The sequence below is a fragment of the Pseudomonas shiyinii genome, assembly GCF_056725765.1.
Genome location: NZ_CM161522.1, coordinates 1,627,548 through 1,646,564, shown reverse-complemented (window position 1 = coordinate 1,646,564; position 19,017 = coordinate 1,627,548). Strand labels below are relative to the sequence as shown.

14 protein-coding genes and 1 pseudogene are annotated in these 19,017 nt (G+C 65.8%); 10 read left to right on the top strand and 5 right to left on the bottom strand.

Annotation, left to right across the window (positions count from 1 at the left end; translation table 11 throughout):
- Positions 1–8 precede the first annotated feature (8 nt).
- The 8 genes and pseudogenes from ACXHGZ_RS07575 (at position 9) to ACXHGZ_RS07540 (ending at position 11,012) form a co-directional block, all read left to right on the top strand.
- On the top strand, positions 9–2,084 hold the full coding sequence (locus ACXHGZ_RS07575; RefSeq protein WP_480463135.1) for a TonB-dependent receptor family protein: 2,076 nt from the start codon (positions 9–11) through the stop codon (positions 2,082–2,084).
- Between the two features lie 77 nt (positions 2,085–2,161).
- Positions 2,162–3,361 (top strand): ATP-grasp domain-containing protein, encoded by a 1,200-nt coding sequence (locus ACXHGZ_RS07570; RefSeq protein ID WP_480463133.1) that lies wholly within the window; start codon positions 2,162–2,164, stop codon positions 3,359–3,361.
- The gene (locus tag ACXHGZ_RS07565; protein WP_480463131.1) at positions 3,358–5,136 is read left to right on the top strand and encodes an IucA/IucC family protein; all 1,779 of its coding nucleotides are present in this window, start codon (positions 3,358–3,360) and stop codon (positions 5,134–5,136) included. The genes ACXHGZ_RS07570 and ACXHGZ_RS07565 overlap by 4 nt, the downstream gene beginning before the upstream one ends.
- Positions 5,121–6,263 carry an MFS transporter gene (locus ACXHGZ_RS07560; protein WP_480463129.1) on the top strand — a complete coding sequence of 381 codons (1,143 nt, stop codon included), beginning with the start codon at positions 5,121–5,123 and terminating at the stop codon, positions 6,261–6,263. The genes ACXHGZ_RS07565 and ACXHGZ_RS07560 overlap by 16 nt, the downstream gene beginning before the upstream one ends.
- Positions 6,260–8,014 carry an IucA/IucC family protein gene (locus ACXHGZ_RS07555; protein WP_480463127.1) on the top strand — a complete coding sequence of 585 codons (1,755 nt, stop codon included), beginning with the start codon at positions 6,260–6,262 and terminating at the stop codon, positions 8,012–8,014. Before ACXHGZ_RS07560 ends, ACXHGZ_RS07555 begins: the two co-directional genes overlap by 4 nt.
- A complete protein-coding gene (locus ACXHGZ_RS07550) occupies positions 8,011–9,195 on the top strand; it encodes a type III PLP-dependent enzyme (RefSeq protein WP_480463125.1) in 1,185 nt (394 codons plus the stop codon). The genes ACXHGZ_RS07555 and ACXHGZ_RS07550 overlap by 4 nt, the downstream gene beginning before the upstream one ends.
- Positions 9,196–9,591: 396 nt before the next feature.
- Positions 9,592–9,753, top strand: a pseudogene (locus ACXHGZ_RS07545) (hypothetical protein); the annotation flags it as partial.
- Positions 9,754–10,049: 296 nt separating this feature from the next.
- Positions 10,050–11,012: an IS110 family transposase gene (locus ACXHGZ_RS07540; RefSeq protein ID WP_480459995.1), complete on the top strand. Its 963-nt coding sequence runs from the start codon at positions 10,050–10,052 to the stop codon at positions 11,010–11,012.
- 199 nt (positions 11,013–11,211) lie between these two features.
- On the opposite strand, the gene ACXHGZ_RS07535 is transcribed toward ACXHGZ_RS07540, so the two are convergent.
- Positions 11,212–11,829, bottom strand: coding sequence for a dihydrofolate reductase family protein (locus ACXHGZ_RS07535; RefSeq protein ID WP_480463123.1), 618 nt, complete (start codon positions 11,827–11,829; stop codon positions 11,212–11,214).
- Positions 11,830–12,092: 263 nt separating this feature from the next.
- Between ACXHGZ_RS07535 and ACXHGZ_RS07530 the strand changes: the two genes are divergently transcribed.
- On the top strand, positions 12,093–13,841 hold the full coding sequence (locus ACXHGZ_RS07530; protein WP_084855736.1) for a BCCT family transporter: 1,749 nt from the start codon (positions 12,093–12,095) through the stop codon (positions 13,839–13,841).
- Positions 13,842–13,961: 120 nt separating this feature from the next.
- Here ACXHGZ_RS07530 and ehuA read toward each other — a convergent pair whose 3' ends face one another.
- From ehuA to ehuB, 4 genes are all read right to left on the bottom strand, one after another.
- Positions 13,962–14,819, bottom strand: coding sequence for an ectoine/hydroxyectoine ABC transporter ATP-binding protein EhuA (ehuA, locus tag ACXHGZ_RS07525; protein ID WP_480463121.1), 858 nt, complete (start codon positions 14,817–14,819; stop codon positions 13,962–13,964).
- Positions 14,819–15,475, bottom strand: coding sequence for an ectoine/hydroxyectoine ABC transporter permease subunit EhuD (gene ehuD / locus ACXHGZ_RS07520; RefSeq protein ID WP_084855738.1), 657 nt, complete (start codon positions 15,473–15,475; stop codon positions 14,819–14,821). The genes ehuA and ehuD overlap by 1 nt, the downstream gene beginning before the upstream one ends.
- Positions 15,472–16,131, bottom strand: a complete 660-nt coding sequence (gene ehuC, locus ACXHGZ_RS07515; RefSeq protein ID WP_084855739.1) for an ectoine/hydroxyectoine ABC transporter permease subunit EhuC — start codon at positions 16,129–16,131, stop codon at positions 15,472–15,474. The genes ehuD and ehuC overlap by 4 nt, the downstream gene beginning before the upstream one ends.
- Positions 16,132–16,193: 62 nt before the next feature.
- On the bottom strand, positions 16,194–17,054 hold the full coding sequence (ehuB, locus tag ACXHGZ_RS07510) for an ectoine/hydroxyectoine ABC transporter substrate-binding protein EhuB (protein WP_480463119.1): 861 nt from the start codon (positions 17,052–17,054) through the stop codon (positions 16,194–16,196).
- Positions 17,055–17,325: 271 nt separating this feature from the next.
- Here ehuB and ehuR point away from each other — a divergent pair, with 271 nt between their 5' ends.
- Positions 17,326–18,720: a MocR-like ectoine utilization transcription factor EhuR gene (gene ehuR, locus ACXHGZ_RS07505; protein WP_084855741.1), complete on the top strand. Its 1,395-nt coding sequence runs from the start codon at positions 17,326–17,328 to the stop codon at positions 18,718–18,720.
- The last annotated feature ends 297 nt before the right edge of the window (positions 18,721–19,017 follow it).

Sequence of the window (19,017 nt, the reverse complement as noted above, 5' to 3'; positions counted from 1 at the left end):
CAGTACGAATGAAAACAACAAGCCATCTACTCGCTCTCCCCCTCAGCCTGCTCGCAGTCGGTATCGCGCATGCCGCGGAGCAAGACGACCCGATCGTCGTCGAACCGATGGTCATCAAGGGCGATGTCCTGGGCAAGGCCAGCGCACCGGAAGTGCTTACCTACAGCGGCAGCCGCAGCGTCGTCGACGAGCAGGACCTGAAGAAAGGCAGCGTGCGCGGCCTGGACGATGCCCTGCAGCGGGTGCCGGGGGTGAAGATCTTCGACGAGACCGGTACCGGCGCGCTGCCGCAGATTTCCGTGCGAGGCCTGTACGAGAGCCGCAGCGGCCGTATCCAGGCGCTGTCCGACGGTATCCCGCTGGCGCTGGCCCCCTATGGCCAGACCGGCATGTCGCTGTTCCCGGCGACGCTGGCCACGGTGGACCGAATCGACATCGTGCGCGGTGGAGCGGCCGTGCAGTACGGCCCCAACAACGTCGGCGGGGTGATCAACTTCATCAGCAAGCCCATCCCGCGCAAGTGGGAAACCACCCTGCAGGAGCGCACCACCTTCGCCCCGGGCGGGCGCCAGCTGTGGGACAGCTACCTGGGCACCGGCGGCTACCTGACCGACAACTTCGGGCTGCAGCTGGACCTGAACACCATCAACGGTGAATACGGCCGCGAACACTCCGACACCGACGTGCAGAACTATCGCCTGCGCGGGCAGTGGAACATCGATGACGACCGCGAGTTCAGCTTCGGCATCCAGCGCTATGTCGCCGACATGGACCTGGCTGGCGCGCTCAGCGTCAAGGACTACAAGGACGACCCACGCCAGTCCACCCGCCCCCTGGACCGCTTCGAAGGCGACACCGACCGCGTCTGGGGTACCTATACCCAATACCTGGGCGCCATGGGGCCGTTCGATTCGGTGGAGTTCAGCTGGACCAACTTCGCCCACAACAGCTATCGCAACTTTGTCGTCGGCCTGCCGTTCACCCCCGATGGCGAAGCAGTCACCAAGCAGGACGGCCCACGTGATTTCAAGGTGTGGGGCAGCGAACCACGCCTGAGCATGAGCATCGACGGCGACACCGTGGGCCAGACTTGGCTGCTGGGTGCGCGCTACGTCAGCGAGGACGTCGACTACCGCGTCGACCGCCAGAGCCTGGCCACCGGCAATACCAGCGTGTTCCGCGACTGGCAGTTCGACAACGACGCCAAGGCCTTCTACCTGAGCAACGCCATCAGCCTGCTCGACCGCCGCCTGACCATCACCCCCGGCGTGCGTTACGAGAATGCCACCATGGACTACTCCGATGCGGTCACCGGCTTCAAGCGCACCAACAAGGCCAAGGAATGGCTGCCAGGCCTGACCATCGGCTACCAGGCCACCGATGAATGGTTCGTCTACGCCAACGCCCAGCGTTCCCTGCGCCCGCCACAGGTCACGCAGATCGTCAAGGAAGGCGCGGTGGACTCGGAAATCGCCTGGAACTACGAAACCGGCGTGCGCTATACCCCACGGGAAAACCTGCGGGTGGACTTCGGCCTGTACCGAATCGACTTCGATGACCAGATCGAATACAACGCCAGCACCGACCGCTTCGTGAACCTGGGCAGCACCCGCCACCAGGGCTTCGAGACCGAAGTCTTCTGGTCGCCGGAGGCCATCCGTGGCCTGGAGCTGCATGCCGGCTACGCTTTCCTCGACGCCGAACAGCGTAGCGGCCAGTACAGCGGCAATGACGTGCCCTACGCGTCCAAGCACCAGGTCATCCTCGACGGCCGCTATCGCTTCGCCGAGGCCTGGACCTACAGCCTCGATGGCCTCTACGTCAGCAAGGCCTTCACCGACGCAGCCAACAGCCATGACGAGAATGCCAACGCCTCGGTCGGCCGACTGCCCGCCTACTGGGTATGGAACACCGCCATCGAACGTGAATTCAAGCTGCCCAACCAAAGCGTGCTGACCGCCTCGGCTGGCATCAGCAACCTGTTCGACCGCCAGTACTACTTCCGTGGGATCGACACCAGCCCATGGGGACGCCAGCCGGCGCCCGGGCGCACGGTCACGCTCGGCGTGAACTACCGCTTCTAACCCACACCCTTTCCCGTACCACCCCACAGCCGTCCGCTCCCCGCGGAGGGACGGCTGCCGCCCATTCGGAGGCCAACATGCAACGACCGCTCGTGATCCTCACCCACATCGCCCACCCCGCCATCACCGAAGGTTTCCTGCCCGCGGCCCTGGCCCGGGACCTGCCGGTGGTACTGGTCTCCGACCATGCCCAGCAGCACCGCCGCCTGCTGGCCAACGTCGGCTACCCGGCCGAGCGCCTGCAGATCCATGAGTGCGACGTGTTCAACCCGCTCGCGGTGATCGAGCTGGTCAATGCCCACGGCTGGGCGCCCCGGGCGGTGTTTTCCAACAGCGACCACCTGCAGACCGCCACCGCCCTGGTGGCCGAGGCCTTCGGCTGCCCCGGCAAGGACTGGCACCTGTGCCACGCGGCCAAGAACAAGGCCGCGATGCGCCAGCGCCTGCAGCAGCTCGGCCTGCCCAGCCCCTGGTTCCATGTCCTCACCCCAGGCGCGGCGCTGCCCGACGATGCCTGCTACCCGCTGGTGGCCAAACCACGGGAAGGCGTTGCCAGCCTCGATGTACAGCTGTGCCGCAGTGCCGATGAGCTCAGCGCCTACTGCACGCGTTTCTGGCAACTCAACCCGGGCCGCGCGCTGCTGCTGGAAGCCTACCTGGAGGGTCCCCTGTTCACCCTCGAGACCCTCGGTGACGGCCAGCGCCTGAGGGCGATCGGCGGCTTCGATGTGAGCCTGTCCGAGCCCCCGTACTTCGTCGAGCTGGCCGCCCGCTGGAACGGCCCTCTGGGCCAGGCCCACCGTGCCGCAGCACTGGCCCAGGTGGCCGCGTTCGGCATCAATTTCGGGGTCTGCCACAGCGAGTTCATACTCACCGCCCACGGCCCGGTGCTGGTGGAGATCAACTACCGCAGCATCGGCGACGGCCGCGAGTTCCTGCTAGAGCGCCTGCTGCCGCAAGGCTGGTTCGACCGCATCCTGGCCCTGCATCTGGACGAGGCCCTCGCCGAACCCCAACCTGGCGACAACCATGCCCTGGTGCACTACTTGGTAGCTGAACGCTCCGGACACCTGCGCGAGGCGCCCAGCAGCTTCCAGGACGAAGGTGACGGCCACTGGCACGACTATCGCGCCCTGCACCAGGCCGGTGATGACATTCGCCTGAGCAATTCCAACAAGGACTACATCGGCGTGCTGCGCCTGATCGAGCGCGACGATGCCCGCCTCCAGGCCCGCTTGCAGGCCACCCTGGCCGACCTGCGCTGGGTGATCGCATGAATGCCGCCCAAGCCTGCACCGACCAGGCAGCCATCGGCCAACGCATCATCGACTGCTTCCTGCGCGAGGACATCCGCGGCCTGGTCAGCCAGGGCCGCCTTGGCCCGCTGCCCACGGCGCTGGCCGCACATGCATGGGCGCAACCCGGCGACACCTGGCTGCAGGTCAGCCACTTGGACATCGGCGAGCTCTGGCTGCCCGTGCGCCGGGGAGCAGCGCTGCAGGCCTGGAGCGCGGTCGGCGACGCCTGGCTGCGCGAGCAGGCTGGCCAGGTTCTGCACGAGCGTGGCCACGCAGCCTGGCTGGCACTGATGAGCCAGGGGCTGGACGACGAGAGCCTGGCGCTGTTCCGCGCCTACGGCGAGGAGGCCGACTGCGCCGTGTCGCACCGCACCCTGTGCCGACAGGCTCGCGCTGAGCAAGGCACGCACCCGGCCGCGTTGCTCGATGCGCCGACCTGGGACGCACGCCTGCTGCAAATCGACCGCCTGGCCAGCTACCTCGACCACCCGTTCTACCCCACCGCCCGCGCCAAGAGCGGCTTCGACCAGGACGCCCTGCAACGCTACGCGCCCGAGTTCGCCCCACGCCTGCAATTGAACTGGCTGGCCGTGCCTCAGGGCGACCTGGCGCTGACCTGCGCCCCACCCGCGCATTGGCCAAGCTTCGCCGAGGTGGGCCTGGACCCGGCCCTGGCCCATACCCACGCGCTGCTGCCAGTGCACCCGATGACCTGGCCGGAGCTCGAGCGCCATGGCCTGCCGGCCGGCGCCGTGCGCGCCCCGGCTCCTGCGCTGTGGGTGCAGCCGACCCTCTCGGTGCGTACCGTCGCCTGTGTCGACCAGCCGCGCTGGCACATCAAGTTGCCGCTGCTGGTCCGCACCCTGGGGGCCCGCAACCTGCGCTTGATCAAGCCCAGCACCCTGTATGACGGCCATGCCTTCCAATGCATCCTGCAGGCCCTGGCCGAGCGCGACCCGGCCCTGGCCGGCCGCTACCGGCATGTCGACGAACTGCACGGCGGCCACGTCGGCGAGCACAAGCACCTGGCCTATATCGTGCGCCACTACCCAGCAGGGCTGGAGCAGACCACCCTGGTACCGGTGGCGGCCCTGGCCAGCCCGCTGGAGGATGGCCGACTGTTCGTCCAGGCCCTGGCCGAGCGCTTCCATGGCGGCGACCTGCTGGCCTGGCTGGACCAGTACCTGGACCTGCTGCTGCAGGTGCACCTGCGCCTGTGGCTGCGCTACGGCATCGCCCTGGAAGCCAACCAGCAGAACGCCGTGCTGATGTTCCAGGCGGGCCAGCCCCTGCGCCTGCTGATGAAGGACAACGACGCCGCACGCCTGTGGCCGCATCGTTTCCTGGCCACCTGCCCGGACCTGGCCGAACGCTGCCAGGGCCTGCGCGACGAACGCATCCGTGTGGAGCGTTTCGAGCCGCTGGCGGAGATGTTCACCACCATCACCCTGCAACTGAACATCGTCGCCCCCCTTGAGGCCATCGCCGAAGCCGGGCTGGCCCCGCGCCAGGCGTTGTACCAGCGCCTGCGCGAGCGCCTGCACGCCTGCCTGGAACAGCTCGAAGGCGAAGGCCTGGACTGCGGCGAGGCACGCCGCTTCCTGCTCGACAGCCCCTACCTGCCGGTCAAGTACCTGCTCAGTGCCGGCAGCCTGTTCAGCAAAACCTGGTCCGGAGCTCAGGACATCAACAAGTTCTATGGCTACAGCGCCCGGAACTTCCTGCTGGAGGGCCCGGCATGTCCCGACGCCTGATGTTCAGCGTGCTGCTGGGGCATTACCTGTCGGCGTTCACCGCCCTGGGCGTGCCCCTGTACCTGCCACGCATCCTCGCCGACCTGGCGCCGGACGCACCGGGCTGGAGCATCGGCGTGCTGTTCGTCCTGCCCACGCTGTGCACCGCCCTGGCGGCGCCGATCTGGGGCCGCTTGGCGGATCGCCACGGTTGCCGGCTGTCGCTGCTGCGCGCCCATGCCGGGCTGGCCGCAGGCTTTCTGCTCGCGGGCCTGAGCCCAAACCTTGCGGTGTTCGCCCTGGCCCTGGTGATCCAGGGCACCTTCGGCGGCGCCATGGCGGCCTCCAATGCCTACCTGGCCACCCAGCTCAACGACGGCAACCTGTCGCGCGCCCTGAACTGGACCCAGTACTCGGCGCGCCTGGCGATGATCAGCGGGCCGATCCTGCTCGGCCTGCTCACCGCCAGCGGCATGGGCCAGGAGCTGTACCGTGTGCTGGCCTGGCTGCCGCTGCTGGCGTTCGTGCTGATCCTGCCGCTGCCCGACGACCGCGGCCAGGCCAAGGCGCGCAAGAAAGTCGGCGACACTGGCAGCGAGCTGCCCCAGGACTTGCCGCGCCTGCTGGTGGTGCAGTTCCTGTTCTGCTTCGCCATGGTCGTCACCTTCCCCTACTTCGTGCCCTACGGCGAAGCCCTGGGGGTGCGCAACGATGCCCTGATCGGCCTGCTCTACGCCCTGCCGCACCTGGTCTACCTGATCGCCCTGCCGTGGTTCCAGCGCCATGAAAGCAACTTGCTGCTGCCGGGGCTCGCGCTGTTCGCTCTGGGCAACGTGCTGCAGTTCGGCGCCAGCGACCCGTGGCTGCTGTTCGCCTGGCGCCTGCTCGGCGGGCTGGGCATGTTGCTCGCCTTCATCGGCCTGCACCGCTGCCTCAGCCAGCGGCGCAACCAGGGCAGTGCCGGGCGCCTGTTCGCCTGGTTCGACTCCAGTGGCAAATGGGCCGGCGCCGCCGCCGGCGTGGTGGCGGGGCTGGTCAGCCAACGCCTTGGCATCGCTTCACCGTTCCTGGTCGCCAGCCTCGCCGCATTCGCCGCGCTGCTGCTGGCCCGCCCTCTACTTGTCGCTCAACGGGAGATCACCGCATGACCCTGGCCACCGATTACCCATCCCTGCACGAACACGCCCTGGCCGGTGACGCCCAGCGTCACGCCATCGAGTGCCTGCTCAACTGCTACCTACGCGAATACGCCCTGCCCCGTGGCGAGGCCTGCCTCGACGCCCAGGGCCAGGATCTGCCCATGAGCCTGCGCCAGCTCGCCGGCCAGCGCATCTGCATCACCCTGCCAGGCGGGCGCCTGGCCCTGGCCGCCGACCGCACCAGCGTGCTGGGGCGCTGCCGCTTCACCAGCGCCCCCTACTTCAAGGGCAACGGCCACGGCTGGCGCCCCCTGGGCGCCCTGGAGCTGGCCCAGTTGCTGCTGGCGCCTTTGACCTGCGCCGAGCGTCACGGCGAGCTGATGCAGCAGATCAACAACAGCCTGAGCATCACCCAGACCTTCCTGCGTCATGCCGTGCCGGCCCACCGTCAGCCCGCCGACAGCCTGCTGCGCTCCGAGCAGCACCAGGTATGGGGCCATGCCCTGCACCCCACCCCCAAGAGCCGTGAAGGTGTAGGCCTGGACGACCTGCTGGCCTGCTCGCCGGAAGTGGGCGCACAGTTCTCGCTGCACTGGTTCGAAGTGGCCCCCTCCCTGGTGCGCCACCTGGGCGAAGACCCACGCCCGACCCTGCGCCAGCTCTGCGGCGAGGACAACCTCTACCCCTGCCACCCGTGGGAGGTGGAGCGCATCCTGGCCAACCCGCTGGTGCAACGGGCCATGGCCCAGGGCCTGATGACCTACAAGGGCGCACGCGGCGTACCGCTGTACCCGACCTCCTCGGTGCGCACCCTCTACCACCCGGAGCTGGCCTACTTCCTCAAGTTCTCGGTGCACGTGCGATTGACCAACTGCATCCGCAAGAACGCCTGGTACGAGCTCGACAGCGCCGTCGCCCTGACTCACCTGCTGCAACCGGCCATGGCCGACCTGGCCGTCCATCAGCCCGGCTTCGCCCTGATGCCGGAACCGGCGGCCAGCACCCTTGATCTGAGCGCCTTGGGCAGCGCCGAAGAGGCCCGCGAGGTGACCGAATGCTTCGGCATCCTCTATCGCAGTAACTTCGATGCCGCCAGCCGCGAGGCCTTCCAACCGCAAGTGGCCATGGCCCTGTTCACCTGGGGCCTGGATGGCCACGGGATGTGCACCTCGCGCCTGCGCCAGTGCGCCGCCCGCCTGGGCCTGAGCCGCGAGGATGCCGCCGCCCTGTGGCTGGAGCGTTATGCCGGGCTGTTGCTCGGCGGCGTATTGCATTGCCTGTACCGCCAAGGCGTGGTGCTTGAGCCGCACCTGCAGAACACCTTGCTGGGCTTCGACGAGGACGGCCTGCCGTGCCGGGTGTGGGTACGCGACCTGGAAGGCACCAAGCTGGTGGCCGGGCTCTGGCCCGAGCAGCGCCTGGCCGACCTCGACGAGCGCACACGCGCCTCGCTGTACTACAGCCCGGACAAAGCCTGGAAACGCGTTGCCTACTGCGCGCTGGTCAATAACCTGGGCGAGGCCCTGTTCCACCTCGCCGACGGCGACGCGGCGCTGGAGAAACGCCTGTGGACCCAGCTCGGCCAGCAACTGCAAGCGCAGTGCGAACACCTGGGCAACCCGGCCGAACTCAGCGAGCTGTGTGCCGGCGCCACCCTGCCCAGCAAGGAGAACTTCATGACCCGCCTGCTGCAGCGCGCCGACCGCGAAGCCGGCTACACCGCCCTGCCCAACCCCCTGTTCCACGGAGCCCGCGCATGACCCTGCCACCGCGTATCAGCCATGCCCTCGCCGACCTGCGCCGCGAGCAGCAGGAACCCATCTGCGCCTACCTCTATGACCTGCCCGCCCTGCGCGAGCGGGTGCGCGACATGCGCGCCGCGCTGCCGGGCAACTGCGAGCTGTTCTATGCTGCCAAGGCCAACCCGGAGGCCGCGGTGCTGCGCACCCTGGCGCCCTTGGTCGATGGCTTCGAGGCAGCATCCGGCGGCGAGCTGGCCTGGCTGCGCCAGCACTGCCCCGAGCACCCGCTGATCTTCGGTGGCCCCGGCAAACTGGAAAGCGAGCTGGAAGCCGCCCTGGCCGGCAACCTCGACGCCTTCCATGTGGAAAGCCTGCACGAGTTGCGCCGCCTGGCGGCCCTGGCCCGAAGAACCGGGCAAGCCATTCCGTTGTTGCTGCGCCTGAACCTGAAACTCGACGAAGCCCCTGACAGTCGCCTGGTGATGGGCGGCAAACCGACCCCCTTCGGCCTGGATGAAGAGGCGCTCGACCAGGCCCTGGTCGTGCTGTGCGAGGAACCGTTGCTCACTCTCAAGGGGCTGCACTTCCACCTGCTCTCCCACCAGCTCGACGTGGCGGCCCACCTGCAGTTGATCCGCGCCTACTGCCGCACCTTCCGCCGCATCGCCCAGGACGCTCAGTTGCCGCTCACGCTGCTGAACGTCGGGGGCGGCATGGGCATCGACTACCGGGACCCGCACGGCTCCTTCGACTGGCCAGGCTTCTGCGATGCCCTGCATCAGTTGGTGGCCGAGGAAGGCATGGCGGATGTGCGCCTGCGGTTCGAAATCGGCCGCTACATTGCTGCGCCCTGTGGCTACTACGCGATGGAAGTGCTGGACATCAAGCGCAACCACGGCGAGTACTTCGCCATCGCCCGCGGCGGTACCCACCATTTCCGCACCCCGGCAGCCCAGGGGCACGACCACCCGTTCGTGGTGGTGCGGGGCGACCAGTGCGCGGAAATAGAGGAGCAGACCGTCACCCTGGTCGGCCAGTTGTGCACGCCCAAGGACGTGCTGGCCCGTCGCCAGCCGATACCGGCACTGGCGGTCGGCGACCTGCTGGTGTTCACCCTGGCCGGCGCCTATGCCTGGAATATCTCCCACCGCGATTTCCTCATGCACGCACCGCCGCGCATGGTCTTCCTGGAGGATTGACCAGGCCGGTTATTTCGTCGGGCGGCTTTGAACAAAAGTCGCCGCGACCTGTCCATAGGACACATCACAACACTCGCCCCTGGAGGCGTTTAAATCATGAAGAAAACCCTGGCTGCCGTGGCTGCTTTTGCACTGGTATTGGGCACCACAGCCTTCCTGCCTGCTGAGATGTCACCGATCGCGTCGGCTTATGCCAAAGGTGGCGGCGGTGGTGGTGGCGGTGGTGGTGGCCACGGCGGCGGCGGTGGTCATGGCGGCGGCCACGGTGGTGGACACGGCGGCGGCCTCGGCGCTGGGCATGGTGACGGTGGCCTGGGCCTGGGCAAATCCGACGGGCATGCCGGCAAGGCGTCCCGTGACCACGGCCTGAGCGGCAACCACTATGGTCAGGACCGTAACGACAGCAAAGGCCACGGCACTGCCACCTCGGGCATCGCCCAGTCGAAAGACACCCGCGGCCTGACCAAAGCCACTGCGATCTCCGGCACCACGCCGGGTACGCACAACAGCAAAGGGCTGTCGAACGCGGTGGACTCATCCACCAAGAACGACCGCTAAGGCCAGAGGCCTGCTCGACAAAGCCGCACCTGACAAGGTGCGGCTTTTTTTTTTGCACTGGGCCACCGGGCCCAATCGCCGGCAAGCCGGCTTGTATGGTGATACTTGAAGGGGTGGTGGGACGAAAAAGCCGATTCTGACTGTTAGCCGCAGTACAGACCGTGGGAGACATCGCCCCACCCCTTCACCAAAGCGCCGATAAAGAATGCATCGTTTGCAAGCGACGATAGAAGCAAGCCAGCGCCTCTTGGTGAAAACCCCTCCAAGCAGAAAAACCATACGTGGGAGTGTGGCCAATGGCAATGCAGGTAAGCCAATTCATCATTGGTGTGGATGTGGCCAAAGTCGAATTGGTTGTCCATTTCGAAGACCGTGATGAACAGTCCTCGCTGAAAAATACCAAACCCGAAATCAAGAAATGGCTGGGACAACAACCCGCCAATACCGCTATCTGCGTCGAAGCAACGAATACCTACCATCTCGACCTGGTGGAGATGGCTTATGAAAAAGGCTTTGAAGTCTACGTGGTCGATGGCTTCCAGCTCAGTAACTATCGAAAGAGCGTCGGTGGTCGGGTGAAGACGGACGCCTCTGACGCTTATCTACTCTCTCGCTATCTTTCCCGCGAAGGCAGTGGACTACGTCCTTGGAGCCCACCTCCAGCCGTCTACGGCAAGCTCCAGAGCCTTCTGCGTCGCCGCGCCTCGCTGGTCTCGGCACGCACCGCCTTGACGCAAAGCTGGTCCAATGAGAGAAGCCTTGAGACCGTGTTCAAATCCTTTGCCAAGAGCATGGAGAAACTCGATGTACTGCTTCAGAAAAAGCTCAAGGAGTTGGTACGCGAAGCAGGATTAAGCGAGCAGGTCGCCCGTTGCCAAAAGATAGAAGGCATCGGATTTTTGACCGCTGTGGGGTTGGTGACAGCGTTTATCCGGGGGGATTTCAAGAATGGTGATTCATTCATCGCTTTCTTGGGCATGGACTTGCAAATCTCTGACTCCGGGCAAAAAACTGGCCGTCGGCGGCTCACCAAACGGGGTTGTTCTGAGATACGACGCCTTTTGCACAATGCGGCCATGTCAGCTAGTCGATCAGCGGTCTGGAAAGACGTTTATGCACACCATAGGGGCAAGGGTAAGGCCACTACTGAGGCCCTGGTGATCTTGGCCAGAAAGCTCGCCAGAGTCGCATTCGCCCTACTGAAGAGCCAGGGCGAATACGTCACCAGAACAGCTAAAAATGCTTGCCCACAACCATAGAATCTCCCACAGGTATGGCGGTGCCTCTCAACACAGCGCAGGACAGGTGGGAGCAACGACTGTATGGCTTGCCTGCCCCGGCCCTATCGCTGGCAAGCCCTACAGGTATGGCGGTGCCTCTGAACACAGCGCAGGACAGGTGGGAGCCGGCTTGCCGGCGATTGGGCTGTCCTGCAGCCGCCCTGCTTCCTCACCGGCGCTAGTCGAACGACCCGGTCCGCACCTCGCCGCTGCGCACATACCGGCTGATGAGCACGCCGCTCGGCGTCGCGGTCGAGTCTGCCAGGGTAAAGGCTGCCGGCTGGGCATCGTCGCCAAACAGGCGCTTGCCCGCGCCCAGCAGGATCGGGTGGACCATCAGCAGCAACTCATCCACCAGCCCCGCCGCCAGCAGCTGCTGCACCAGTTCACTACTGCCCTGGGTCAGCAAACGGTCGCCCGCTTGCCGCTTGAGCGCACCCACGGCCTCCCGGATATCGCCCTGCAACCCATGGCTGTTGTGCCATTCCAGGGTTGCGGGATGGTGGGTGGCCACATGCTTGGGGATACGGTTGAACACCTCGGCGATCATGTGATCGCTCGATTCGGCGCCGATACGCGGCCAGTAACCGGCGAAGATGTCGTAGGTGCGCCGCCCCAGCAGCAGCTCGAACGGCTCGGCGAACAACGCATCGATGGCCTGGCCGAAGGCCTGGTCGGCATAGGGCACGAGCCAGCCGCCGAAACGGAACCCGCCGCTCAGGTCTTCGCTCGGACCGCCAGGGGCCTGCATGACGCCGTCGAGCGAAACGAATGCGGCAACGATGAGCTTGCGCATGGTGTGATCTCCAGTTCTGGGCCGCCGATATGCCGCCCCTGTTCATGGTCGAACGGCGCACAGCCAAATCGACAGCTGGCCACGGCGTCGTTACAAGGACGTGTCAGGACGGTCTTGGGACAGGAAGCCCCCTTTTTTCAGCAGGATAATCCCGCCTCGACAGCACGGCCTGGTTCCGGGGCGGCTGTCGATGCACAGCGGCACGCTTAAAAAAACTACAACCTGCAGCGGCAAGGCACCCACCAAAGGGGCGTTATTACACTATGGCAACGGAAGAGAACGTTGAAACCCTCGCGCTTGGCGTGACGGACCCTTCGCAGACCGAAGAGGCCAAACGGGATCGTCACCTGGAGGGCAAGATCGACTGGATCGTCTTCGGCATCACCAGCATCCTCGCAATCGCATTCGTCATATGGGGCTTCGTCAGCCAGGCAAGCCTCGCGGCCAGCGCCTCCACGGCCCAGTCCTGGGTCATCGTCAACTTCGGTTGGTTCTTCGTCCTCACTTCCACGCTGTTCGTGGTGTTCGTGCTATGGCTGGCGGCGAGCCGCTACGGCAAGGTGCCGCTGGGACGTGATGGCGAACGCCCCGAGTTTCGTACCGTGTCGTGGGTGGCGATGATGTTCAGCGCCGGCATGGGCATTGGCCTGATGTTCTTCGGCGTGGCCGAACCGCTGTCGCACTATGTGTCCCCGCCGCCCGGCACCGCCGCGGCGCAAAGCAGCGAGGCGATGCAGGTGGCCATGGCCACCACGCTGTTCCACTGGACCCTGCACCCCTGGGCCATGTATGCGATCGTCGGCCTGGTGATCGCCTACGGCACCTTCCGCCGCGGGCGTTCGCAACTGATCTCCACGGCATTCCGTCCGTTGATCGGCCGCCACGCCAACGGCCCCATCGGTCGCCTGATCGACATGATGGCGATCTTCGCCACTCTGTTCGGCTCGGCCGCCTCGCTGGGCCTGGGCGCCCTGCAGATCGCCGGCGGCCTGGAGTACAACGGCTGGATCGAACACCCGGGCAAGATCTTCTACATCTCGATCATCACCCTGCTCACCGTGGCCTTCGTCGCCTCGGCGGTCTCGGGCATCGGCAAGGGCATCCAGTGGCTGTCCAACACCAACATGGTGCTGGCCCTGGCGCTGGCGCTGTTCACCTTCATCGTCGGCCCGACCCTGTTGATGCTGAACCTGCTGCCGACCTCCATCGGCGTCTACATCGAAATGCTGCCGCAGATGATGGCCCGCACCAGTGCCAGCGGCGGCGAACAGATGGACAGCTGGCTGGCCGGCTGGACCGTGTTCTACTGGGCCTGGTGGATCTCCTGGACACCGTTCGTGGGCATGTTCATCGCCCGCATCAGCCGCGGCCGCACCATCCGCCAGTTCGTCACTGGCGTGCTGCTGGTGCCGAGCCTGGTGAGCCTGATCTGGTTCACCGTCTTCGGCGGCGCCGGCATCGACGCCCTGCAGGAAGGCACCTACCAGTTGGTCAATGGCGCGGTGAACAGCAACCATGCGCTGTACCAGTTGCTGGAAAGCTACCCGTGGGCCTCGGTAACCTCGGTACTGGTGATGGTCCTGGTGGGCATTTTCTTCGTCTCCGGCGCAGACGCCGCTTCCCTGGTGATGGGCACGCTGTCCGAGCGCGGCACCACCGACCCGTCTCGTGCCACGGTGATCTTCTGGGGCGCCCTGACCGGCACGGTGGCGGCGATCATGCTGGCCATCGGCGACCCGAACAACCCGGGCGAGGCCCTGACGGGCCTGCAGAACCTGACCATCGTCGTGTCACTGCCCTTCGTCATCGTGATGGTGCTGCTGTGCCTGGCGCTGTACCGCGACCTGCGCAAGGACCCGATGATGCTGCGCCACCTGCGCGGCACCGAGCTGATCGAGAAAGCCGTGCTCTACGGTGCGGTCAAGCATGGCGAGGAGTTCTACATCGTCGTGCAGGAGAAGAAATCCTCCACCAAGCGCGCCCACACCGAGGCGCAGGCCACGGAGCTCTGAAGTCGTACGGCGCGGTAGCGGCTGCCCTGCCGCTATCGCGTCGCCTGCTTCGCGGGTAAACCCGCTCCCACAAGGTGGCGCTGAGCCTCTAGGAGCGAACCCGCGAATGGCTTTACCCCGTCAGTTGGCCTCCCTGACCGCGCTCAGGAACGCCCGGGTCCGCTCCTGCTGGGGGTTCTCGTAAAGCTGGGCCGGCGTGCCCTGTTCATGGATCTGGCCTTTGTAGAAGAAGCACACCCGGTCGGCGAACTCGCGGGCGAAACCCATCTGGTGGGTGACCATGAGCATGGTCAGGTTGTGCTCGCTGCCCAGCCGGCGGATCACATTCAGGACCTCCCCGCATAGCTCGGGGTCCAGCGCCGATGTCACCTCGTCGAACAGCATCACCTTCGGCCGCATGGCCAGGGCCCGGGCGATCGCCACGCGCTGCTGCTGGCCACCGGAAAGCTGCGAGGGGTAGTGATCGAACTTGGTGCCCAGCCCCACCATCTCCAATAGCTCGGCGGCACGTTCACGGGCCTCGGCAGGCTTGACGCCCAGCACCTGAACCGGTGCCTCGATGACGTTCTGCAGGGCACTCATGTGCGGGAACAGGTTGAAGCTCTGGAACACCATGCCGATCTTCGCACGCACGCGGCGAACGTGGCGTTCGTTGGCACTGACCAGGCCACCGTTGCGCCCGGGCATGTGGGTCAGCGACTCGCCATCCACCTCGATCATGCCCTGGTCGATCCCTTCAAGGGTCATGAGCACACGCAGCAGAGTGGACTTGCCGGAGCCGCTGGGGCCGATGATCGCCACTTTTTCGCCCGGGGCGACTTCCAGGTTCAGGCCATCGAGCACGGTGAAGTTGCCGTAGCGCTTGGTCACGTCGCGGAAGGCGACGATCGGCTGGGCGATGGTCGGTTCCGGCATGGCGTGGTCCCGCTGCTGGGGGCTGGTGGCAAGGGTGGCGAGGTTCGAGACAGGCGCGATCATTAGCGTAACTCCAGGCGCACTTCGAGGCGCCGAACCAGGTAGGCCAGAGCGACGCTCAAGGCCAGGAAGAAAAGACCGACCAGGGTGATCGGCTCCAGGTAGCGGAAGCTCTCGGAGCCAACGTTCTTGGCCTGCTGCATGATTTCCACCACGGTGATGGCGGACAACACCGGGGTGTCCTTGAGCATGGCGATCAGGTAGTTGCCCAGCGGCGGCAGGATCGGCCGCACGGCCTGGGGCAGGATGATCGTGCGGTAGGCGGTCCAGGGGGCGAAGTTCAGCGCCACCACGGCCTCCCACTGGCTGCGCGGCACGGCGTCCAGCCCGCCGCGGTACACCTCGGCGATGTAGCAGGCGTAGTGCAGGCCGATACCGAGGATGCCCGCCTGCATGGCGGTCATGTTCACGCCATAGTTGGGCAACACGTAGTACAGGAAGTACACCTGGATCAGCAGCGGCGTGCTGCGGATGAACTCGATCAGCAGGGTCACCGGCCAGGCGATGACCACTTGCCGGCTACGTCGCCCAATGGCCAGGAACAAGCCCAGGACGATGGCGATCATGAAGCCCACCAGGGTGATGCCCAGGGTCTTGAGCGAGGCCTGCAGCAGGTCGGGCAAGATCTGCGCGACGTAGTTCCAGTCCCAGACGTTCATGACAGGCTCCCCCGCAGGCGACCACGGCCCAGGCGTCGTTCGACGCCGCGCATGGCGAAATTGATGACCTGCGCCAGGACGAAGTACAGCAGCAGGGTCAGGCTGAAGATCTCCAGGGTCTGGAAGGTCGCCTGGTCCAGCTGGCGGGCACGGAAGCTCAGGTCCGACAAGGTGATCAACGACACCAGGGAGGTGTTCTTGAGCAGCTCGATCAGCAAGTTGGTGCCCGGTGCGATCGCCGCCAGCAGCGCCTGGGGCAGGATGACGCGGCGAAAGCGCGTGGCCGGCGGCATGTTCAGCGCCACGCAGGCCTCGTATTGGCCCTTGGCCACCGAGCCTATGGCCCCGCGCATCACCTCGGCACCGTAGGCTCCGATGTGCAGCCCAAGGCCGACAATGGCCACGGTGTAGGCGCTCAGCTCCAGGTTGAACGGCGGCAACGGCAACACGAAGAACAGCCAGAACAGTTGCACCAGCAGCGACGTGCCGCGAAACAGCTCGATGTAGGCCACGCAGAACCAGCTCAAGGGGCGCCACGAAGAGCGCCGGCCCAGGGCGGCGAGGATCGCGGCGACGATCGCCAGCAACGAGCCGAAGAATGTGACCTGGATGGTGATCCAGGCCCCTTGCAGTAACAGCGGTATCAATTCACCCATGGTTCGACCTGAATAATCGGATTACGCAGGGAACGGCATGGCAGATGCCATGCCACCTCGATTCATTGCTGGGCACAGAGCTCGGCGGCGGTCTTGTCGGTCACGTTGGAGCGGTCGAAGCCGAACGGGGCCACGGCCTTGAGGTGCTCCTCGCTGCCCAGCCAACGCTTGAGCTCGGCATTGACCGCATCGCGCAGGTCCTTGTCCTCGGGGCGGAACGCCAGGGCGCCATAGCCGGTGTGGGCCGGGTCGTCCTTGAAGTCGCCGATCGCCTCGACCTTCTCGCCGCCTTTCTTCGCCAGGCCCTTCATGGTCAGCTGGGTGCCCACTGCGGCATCGGCGCGCCCGGCGCGCACGGCCTGCAACTGGGCGGTGGTGTCCGGCACCTGGAGGATCTGCTCGTCCTTGACGCCAGAATCGCGGGCATAGGCCAGGTTGACCGTGCCGGCCATGATCGCCAGCTTCACCTCGGGGTTGTTGGCGATGTCGGCGTAGCTGTGCAGGTTCTTCGGGTTGCCGGCGGCCACCAGCAGGGTGTCGGGCAAGGCGTACTGCGGGTCGGTGAAGATCACCTGCTTGCAGCGCGCCGGGGTGATATACATGCCGGCGGCGATCACATCGAAGCGGCCTGCGCGCAACCCGGGGATCAACGCGCCCCATTCGGTGAGCACGCCATCGACCTGCTTGATGCCCATCTTCTGGAAGATGATCTTGGCGATCTCCGGCGACTCGCCCGTGACCCGACCGTCGGTCTCGGTGAAGGCGAACGGCGTTTCGTTGGCGTAGCCGATGCGGATACGGCTGTTCTCCTTGATCGTCTCCAGGGTGGTGGCCTGGGCACTGGCGACCAGGCCCAGGGCCGCACAGGCCACCAGCAGACGCTTGAAGGGGGATACCGCGTTGGCGGAAGGAGGCTGGCTCATCAATGAATCTCCTGTCTTGTTATCAAACCGTCGGTGACGGCTGTGTGTATAGGAGGCAGTGGAGCAAAACAGCGAAGGCCGGATGTGTCGTTCGATCGGTGCACAGCCCGAGCGTTCCGGCGGGCCGACAGACTCTTGTTCGTATAACGGGTGTCGACCTTGGGCCGGAGCATACAAAAGCCTCAACAGCGATGGCATTGCACTAGGACAATTGCCCGAAGATCCTGCACAGGCGATGCTGTGCGCAGTCCCGGCCAGCGAAGCGATACCCATGGAAAACTGGAAGAAAGTCCTCGATTCGGCACGCATCGGCGAGTCCAAGTACAAACTGCTGGTGCAGGCCATCACCGGGGAGATCGAACGCGGCGAACTGGTGCACGACCAGCGCCTGCCACCCCAGCGGCATGTCGCCGATGCCCTGGAGATCAGCGTGCAGACGGTGACCAATGCCTACAAGGAACTGGAGCGCCAGGGCTTGGTACGCTGCGAGATCGGCCGCGGCAGTTTCGTCAGTCGGCGCATGAGCGACCGGGTGGCCGACGACATCATCGACCTGCCCGAGCGCACCCTGGTGGATTTCTCCATTACGCGCATCCTGCACACTCAGGTGCACGAGCGGATCTGGCGCGAGACCTGCGCCGAGCTCAGCGTGGAGGAAGAGCAGCCGTGGATCCACGCCTACCGCCCCATCGCCGGCTTCGAAAGCCATCGCGAGGCAGCGGTGCGCTGGCTGGCGGGCCTGGGCATGACCGTGGAGCGCGACGACGTGCTGGTCACCAACGGCGCGGCCCACGCCATCTTCCTGGCCCTGGCCTCGCTGGCCGGGCCCGATGACGTGGTGCTCTGCGAAGGCCTGACCGACCACGGCGTGATCGGCAACTCCCAAGTGCTGGGTTTCACGCTCAAGGGCCTGGAGATGGACCGCGACGGCATCGACCCGGAGCATTTCGAGGATATCTGCAGCAACGAGCGGGTCACCGCACTGGTGTGCACGCCGAACCTCAACAACCCTACCACCAGCCTGATGCCCGACGCCCGCCGCCGGGAGATCGCCGCCATCGCCCGACGCTTTGGCGTGCACATCATCGAGGACGATGTGTACGGGCCACTGCTGGGCGAACGCCGCGCCCGGCCGATCAGCCACTATGCGCCGGAGCTGTCGTTCTATTGCACCAGCATGACCAAATCGGTGCTCACCGGGCTGCGGGTCGGCTACCTGGCCATGCCCAAGCGCCTGGCGCTGCGCACCGAGAGCATCCTGCGGGTCAACAGCTGGATGGCCACGCCGCTGGTGGCGGAGATCGCCACACGCTGGATCAACGATGGGCGCGCGGCGCAGCTGGCCGAATTGCAGCGCAAGCTGATCAGTGGGCGGCAGGCGATGCTGCGCGAGCACCTGGGTGACTACCTGCTGGGCAACCCAGCCCAGGCGCTGGGGGCCTGGCTGGGGATCCCCGCCCATTGGGAGGTGGACAGCCTGGTGCGGGCATTGCGCCGTCGGCACATCGCGGTGACCCCGCCGGAGCCGTTCCTGGTGCGCGGCACGCCGCGGCCACGGGCGGTGCGACTGTGCGTAGGCGCCGAGTGCTCGGATGCCAAGATGCGCCAGGCGCTGGCCGACATGCATGAACTGTTCGGGCAATACCCGCAGATCCATGAACTGTGACCAGGGCCGCTGCGGCCTATGTAACCCATTGATTTAGCAGAGGCCTGTGGGAGATTACCCAGCCCTTCGGGCTGCGCTGTCGCGCAGAGAACAAGCGGCCAATGCAGCCCCTGCGGGAGCGGCGGTGCGGCGGTCCGACTTGTCCCGCGATCAAGGGCGAAGCCCTTGCCAGGCGACGGTGATATCGGGCCCGGCCTAATCGCGGGACAAGCCCGCTCCCACAGGGTACTGGGATCGCTGCCTCGACGGCGGTCCGAAAAAATGTCCGGCAAATTGACCTAGTACATTCATCACGAC

Coding starts and splice junctions, on each gene's coding strand:
- ACXHGZ_RS07575 (WP_480463135.1), top strand. CDS start 9: ATGAAAACAACAAGCCATCTACTCGCTCTCCCCCTCAGCCTGCTCGCA.
- ACXHGZ_RS07570 (WP_480463133.1), top strand. CDS start 2,162: ATGCAACGACCGCTCGTGATCCTCACCCACATCGCCCACCCCGCCATC.
- ACXHGZ_RS07565 (WP_480463131.1), top strand. CDS start 3,358: ATGAATGCCGCCCAAGCCTGCACCGACCAGGCAGCCATCGGCCAACGC.
- ACXHGZ_RS07560 (WP_480463129.1), top strand. CDS start 5,121: ATGTCCCGACGCCTGATGTTCAGCGTGCTGCTGGGGCATTACCTGTCG.
- ACXHGZ_RS07555 (WP_480463127.1), top strand. CDS start 6,260: ATGACCCTGGCCACCGATTACCCATCCCTGCACGAACACGCCCTGGCC.
- ACXHGZ_RS07550 (WP_480463125.1), top strand. CDS start 8,011: ATGACCCTGCCACCGCGTATCAGCCATGCCCTCGCCGACCTGCGCCGC.
- ACXHGZ_RS07540 (WP_480459995.1), top strand. CDS start 10,050: ATGGCAATGCAGGTAAGCCAATTCATCATTGGTGTGGATGTGGCCAAA.
- ACXHGZ_RS07535 (WP_480463123.1), bottom strand. CDS start 11,829: ATGCGCAAGCTCATCGTTGCCGCATTCGTTTCGCTCGACGGCGTCATG.
- ACXHGZ_RS07530 (WP_084855736.1), top strand. CDS start 12,093: ATGGCAACGGAAGAGAACGTTGAAACCCTCGCGCTTGGCGTGACGGAC.
- ehuA (WP_480463121.1), bottom strand. CDS start 14,819: ATGATCGCGCCTGTCTCGAACCTCGCCACCCTTGCCACCAGCCCCCAG.
- ehuD (WP_084855738.1), bottom strand. CDS start 15,475: ATGAACGTCTGGGACTGGAACTACGTCGCGCAGATCTTGCCCGACCTG.
- ehuC (WP_084855739.1), bottom strand. CDS start 16,131: ATGGGTGAATTGATACCGCTGTTACTGCAAGGGGCCTGGATCACCATC.
- ehuB (WP_480463119.1), bottom strand. CDS start 17,054: ATGAGCCAGCCTCCTTCCGCCAACGCGGTATCCCCCTTCAAGCGTCTG.
- ehuR (WP_084855741.1), top strand. CDS start 17,326: ATGGAAAACTGGAAGAAAGTCCTCGATTCGGCACGCATCGGCGAGTCC.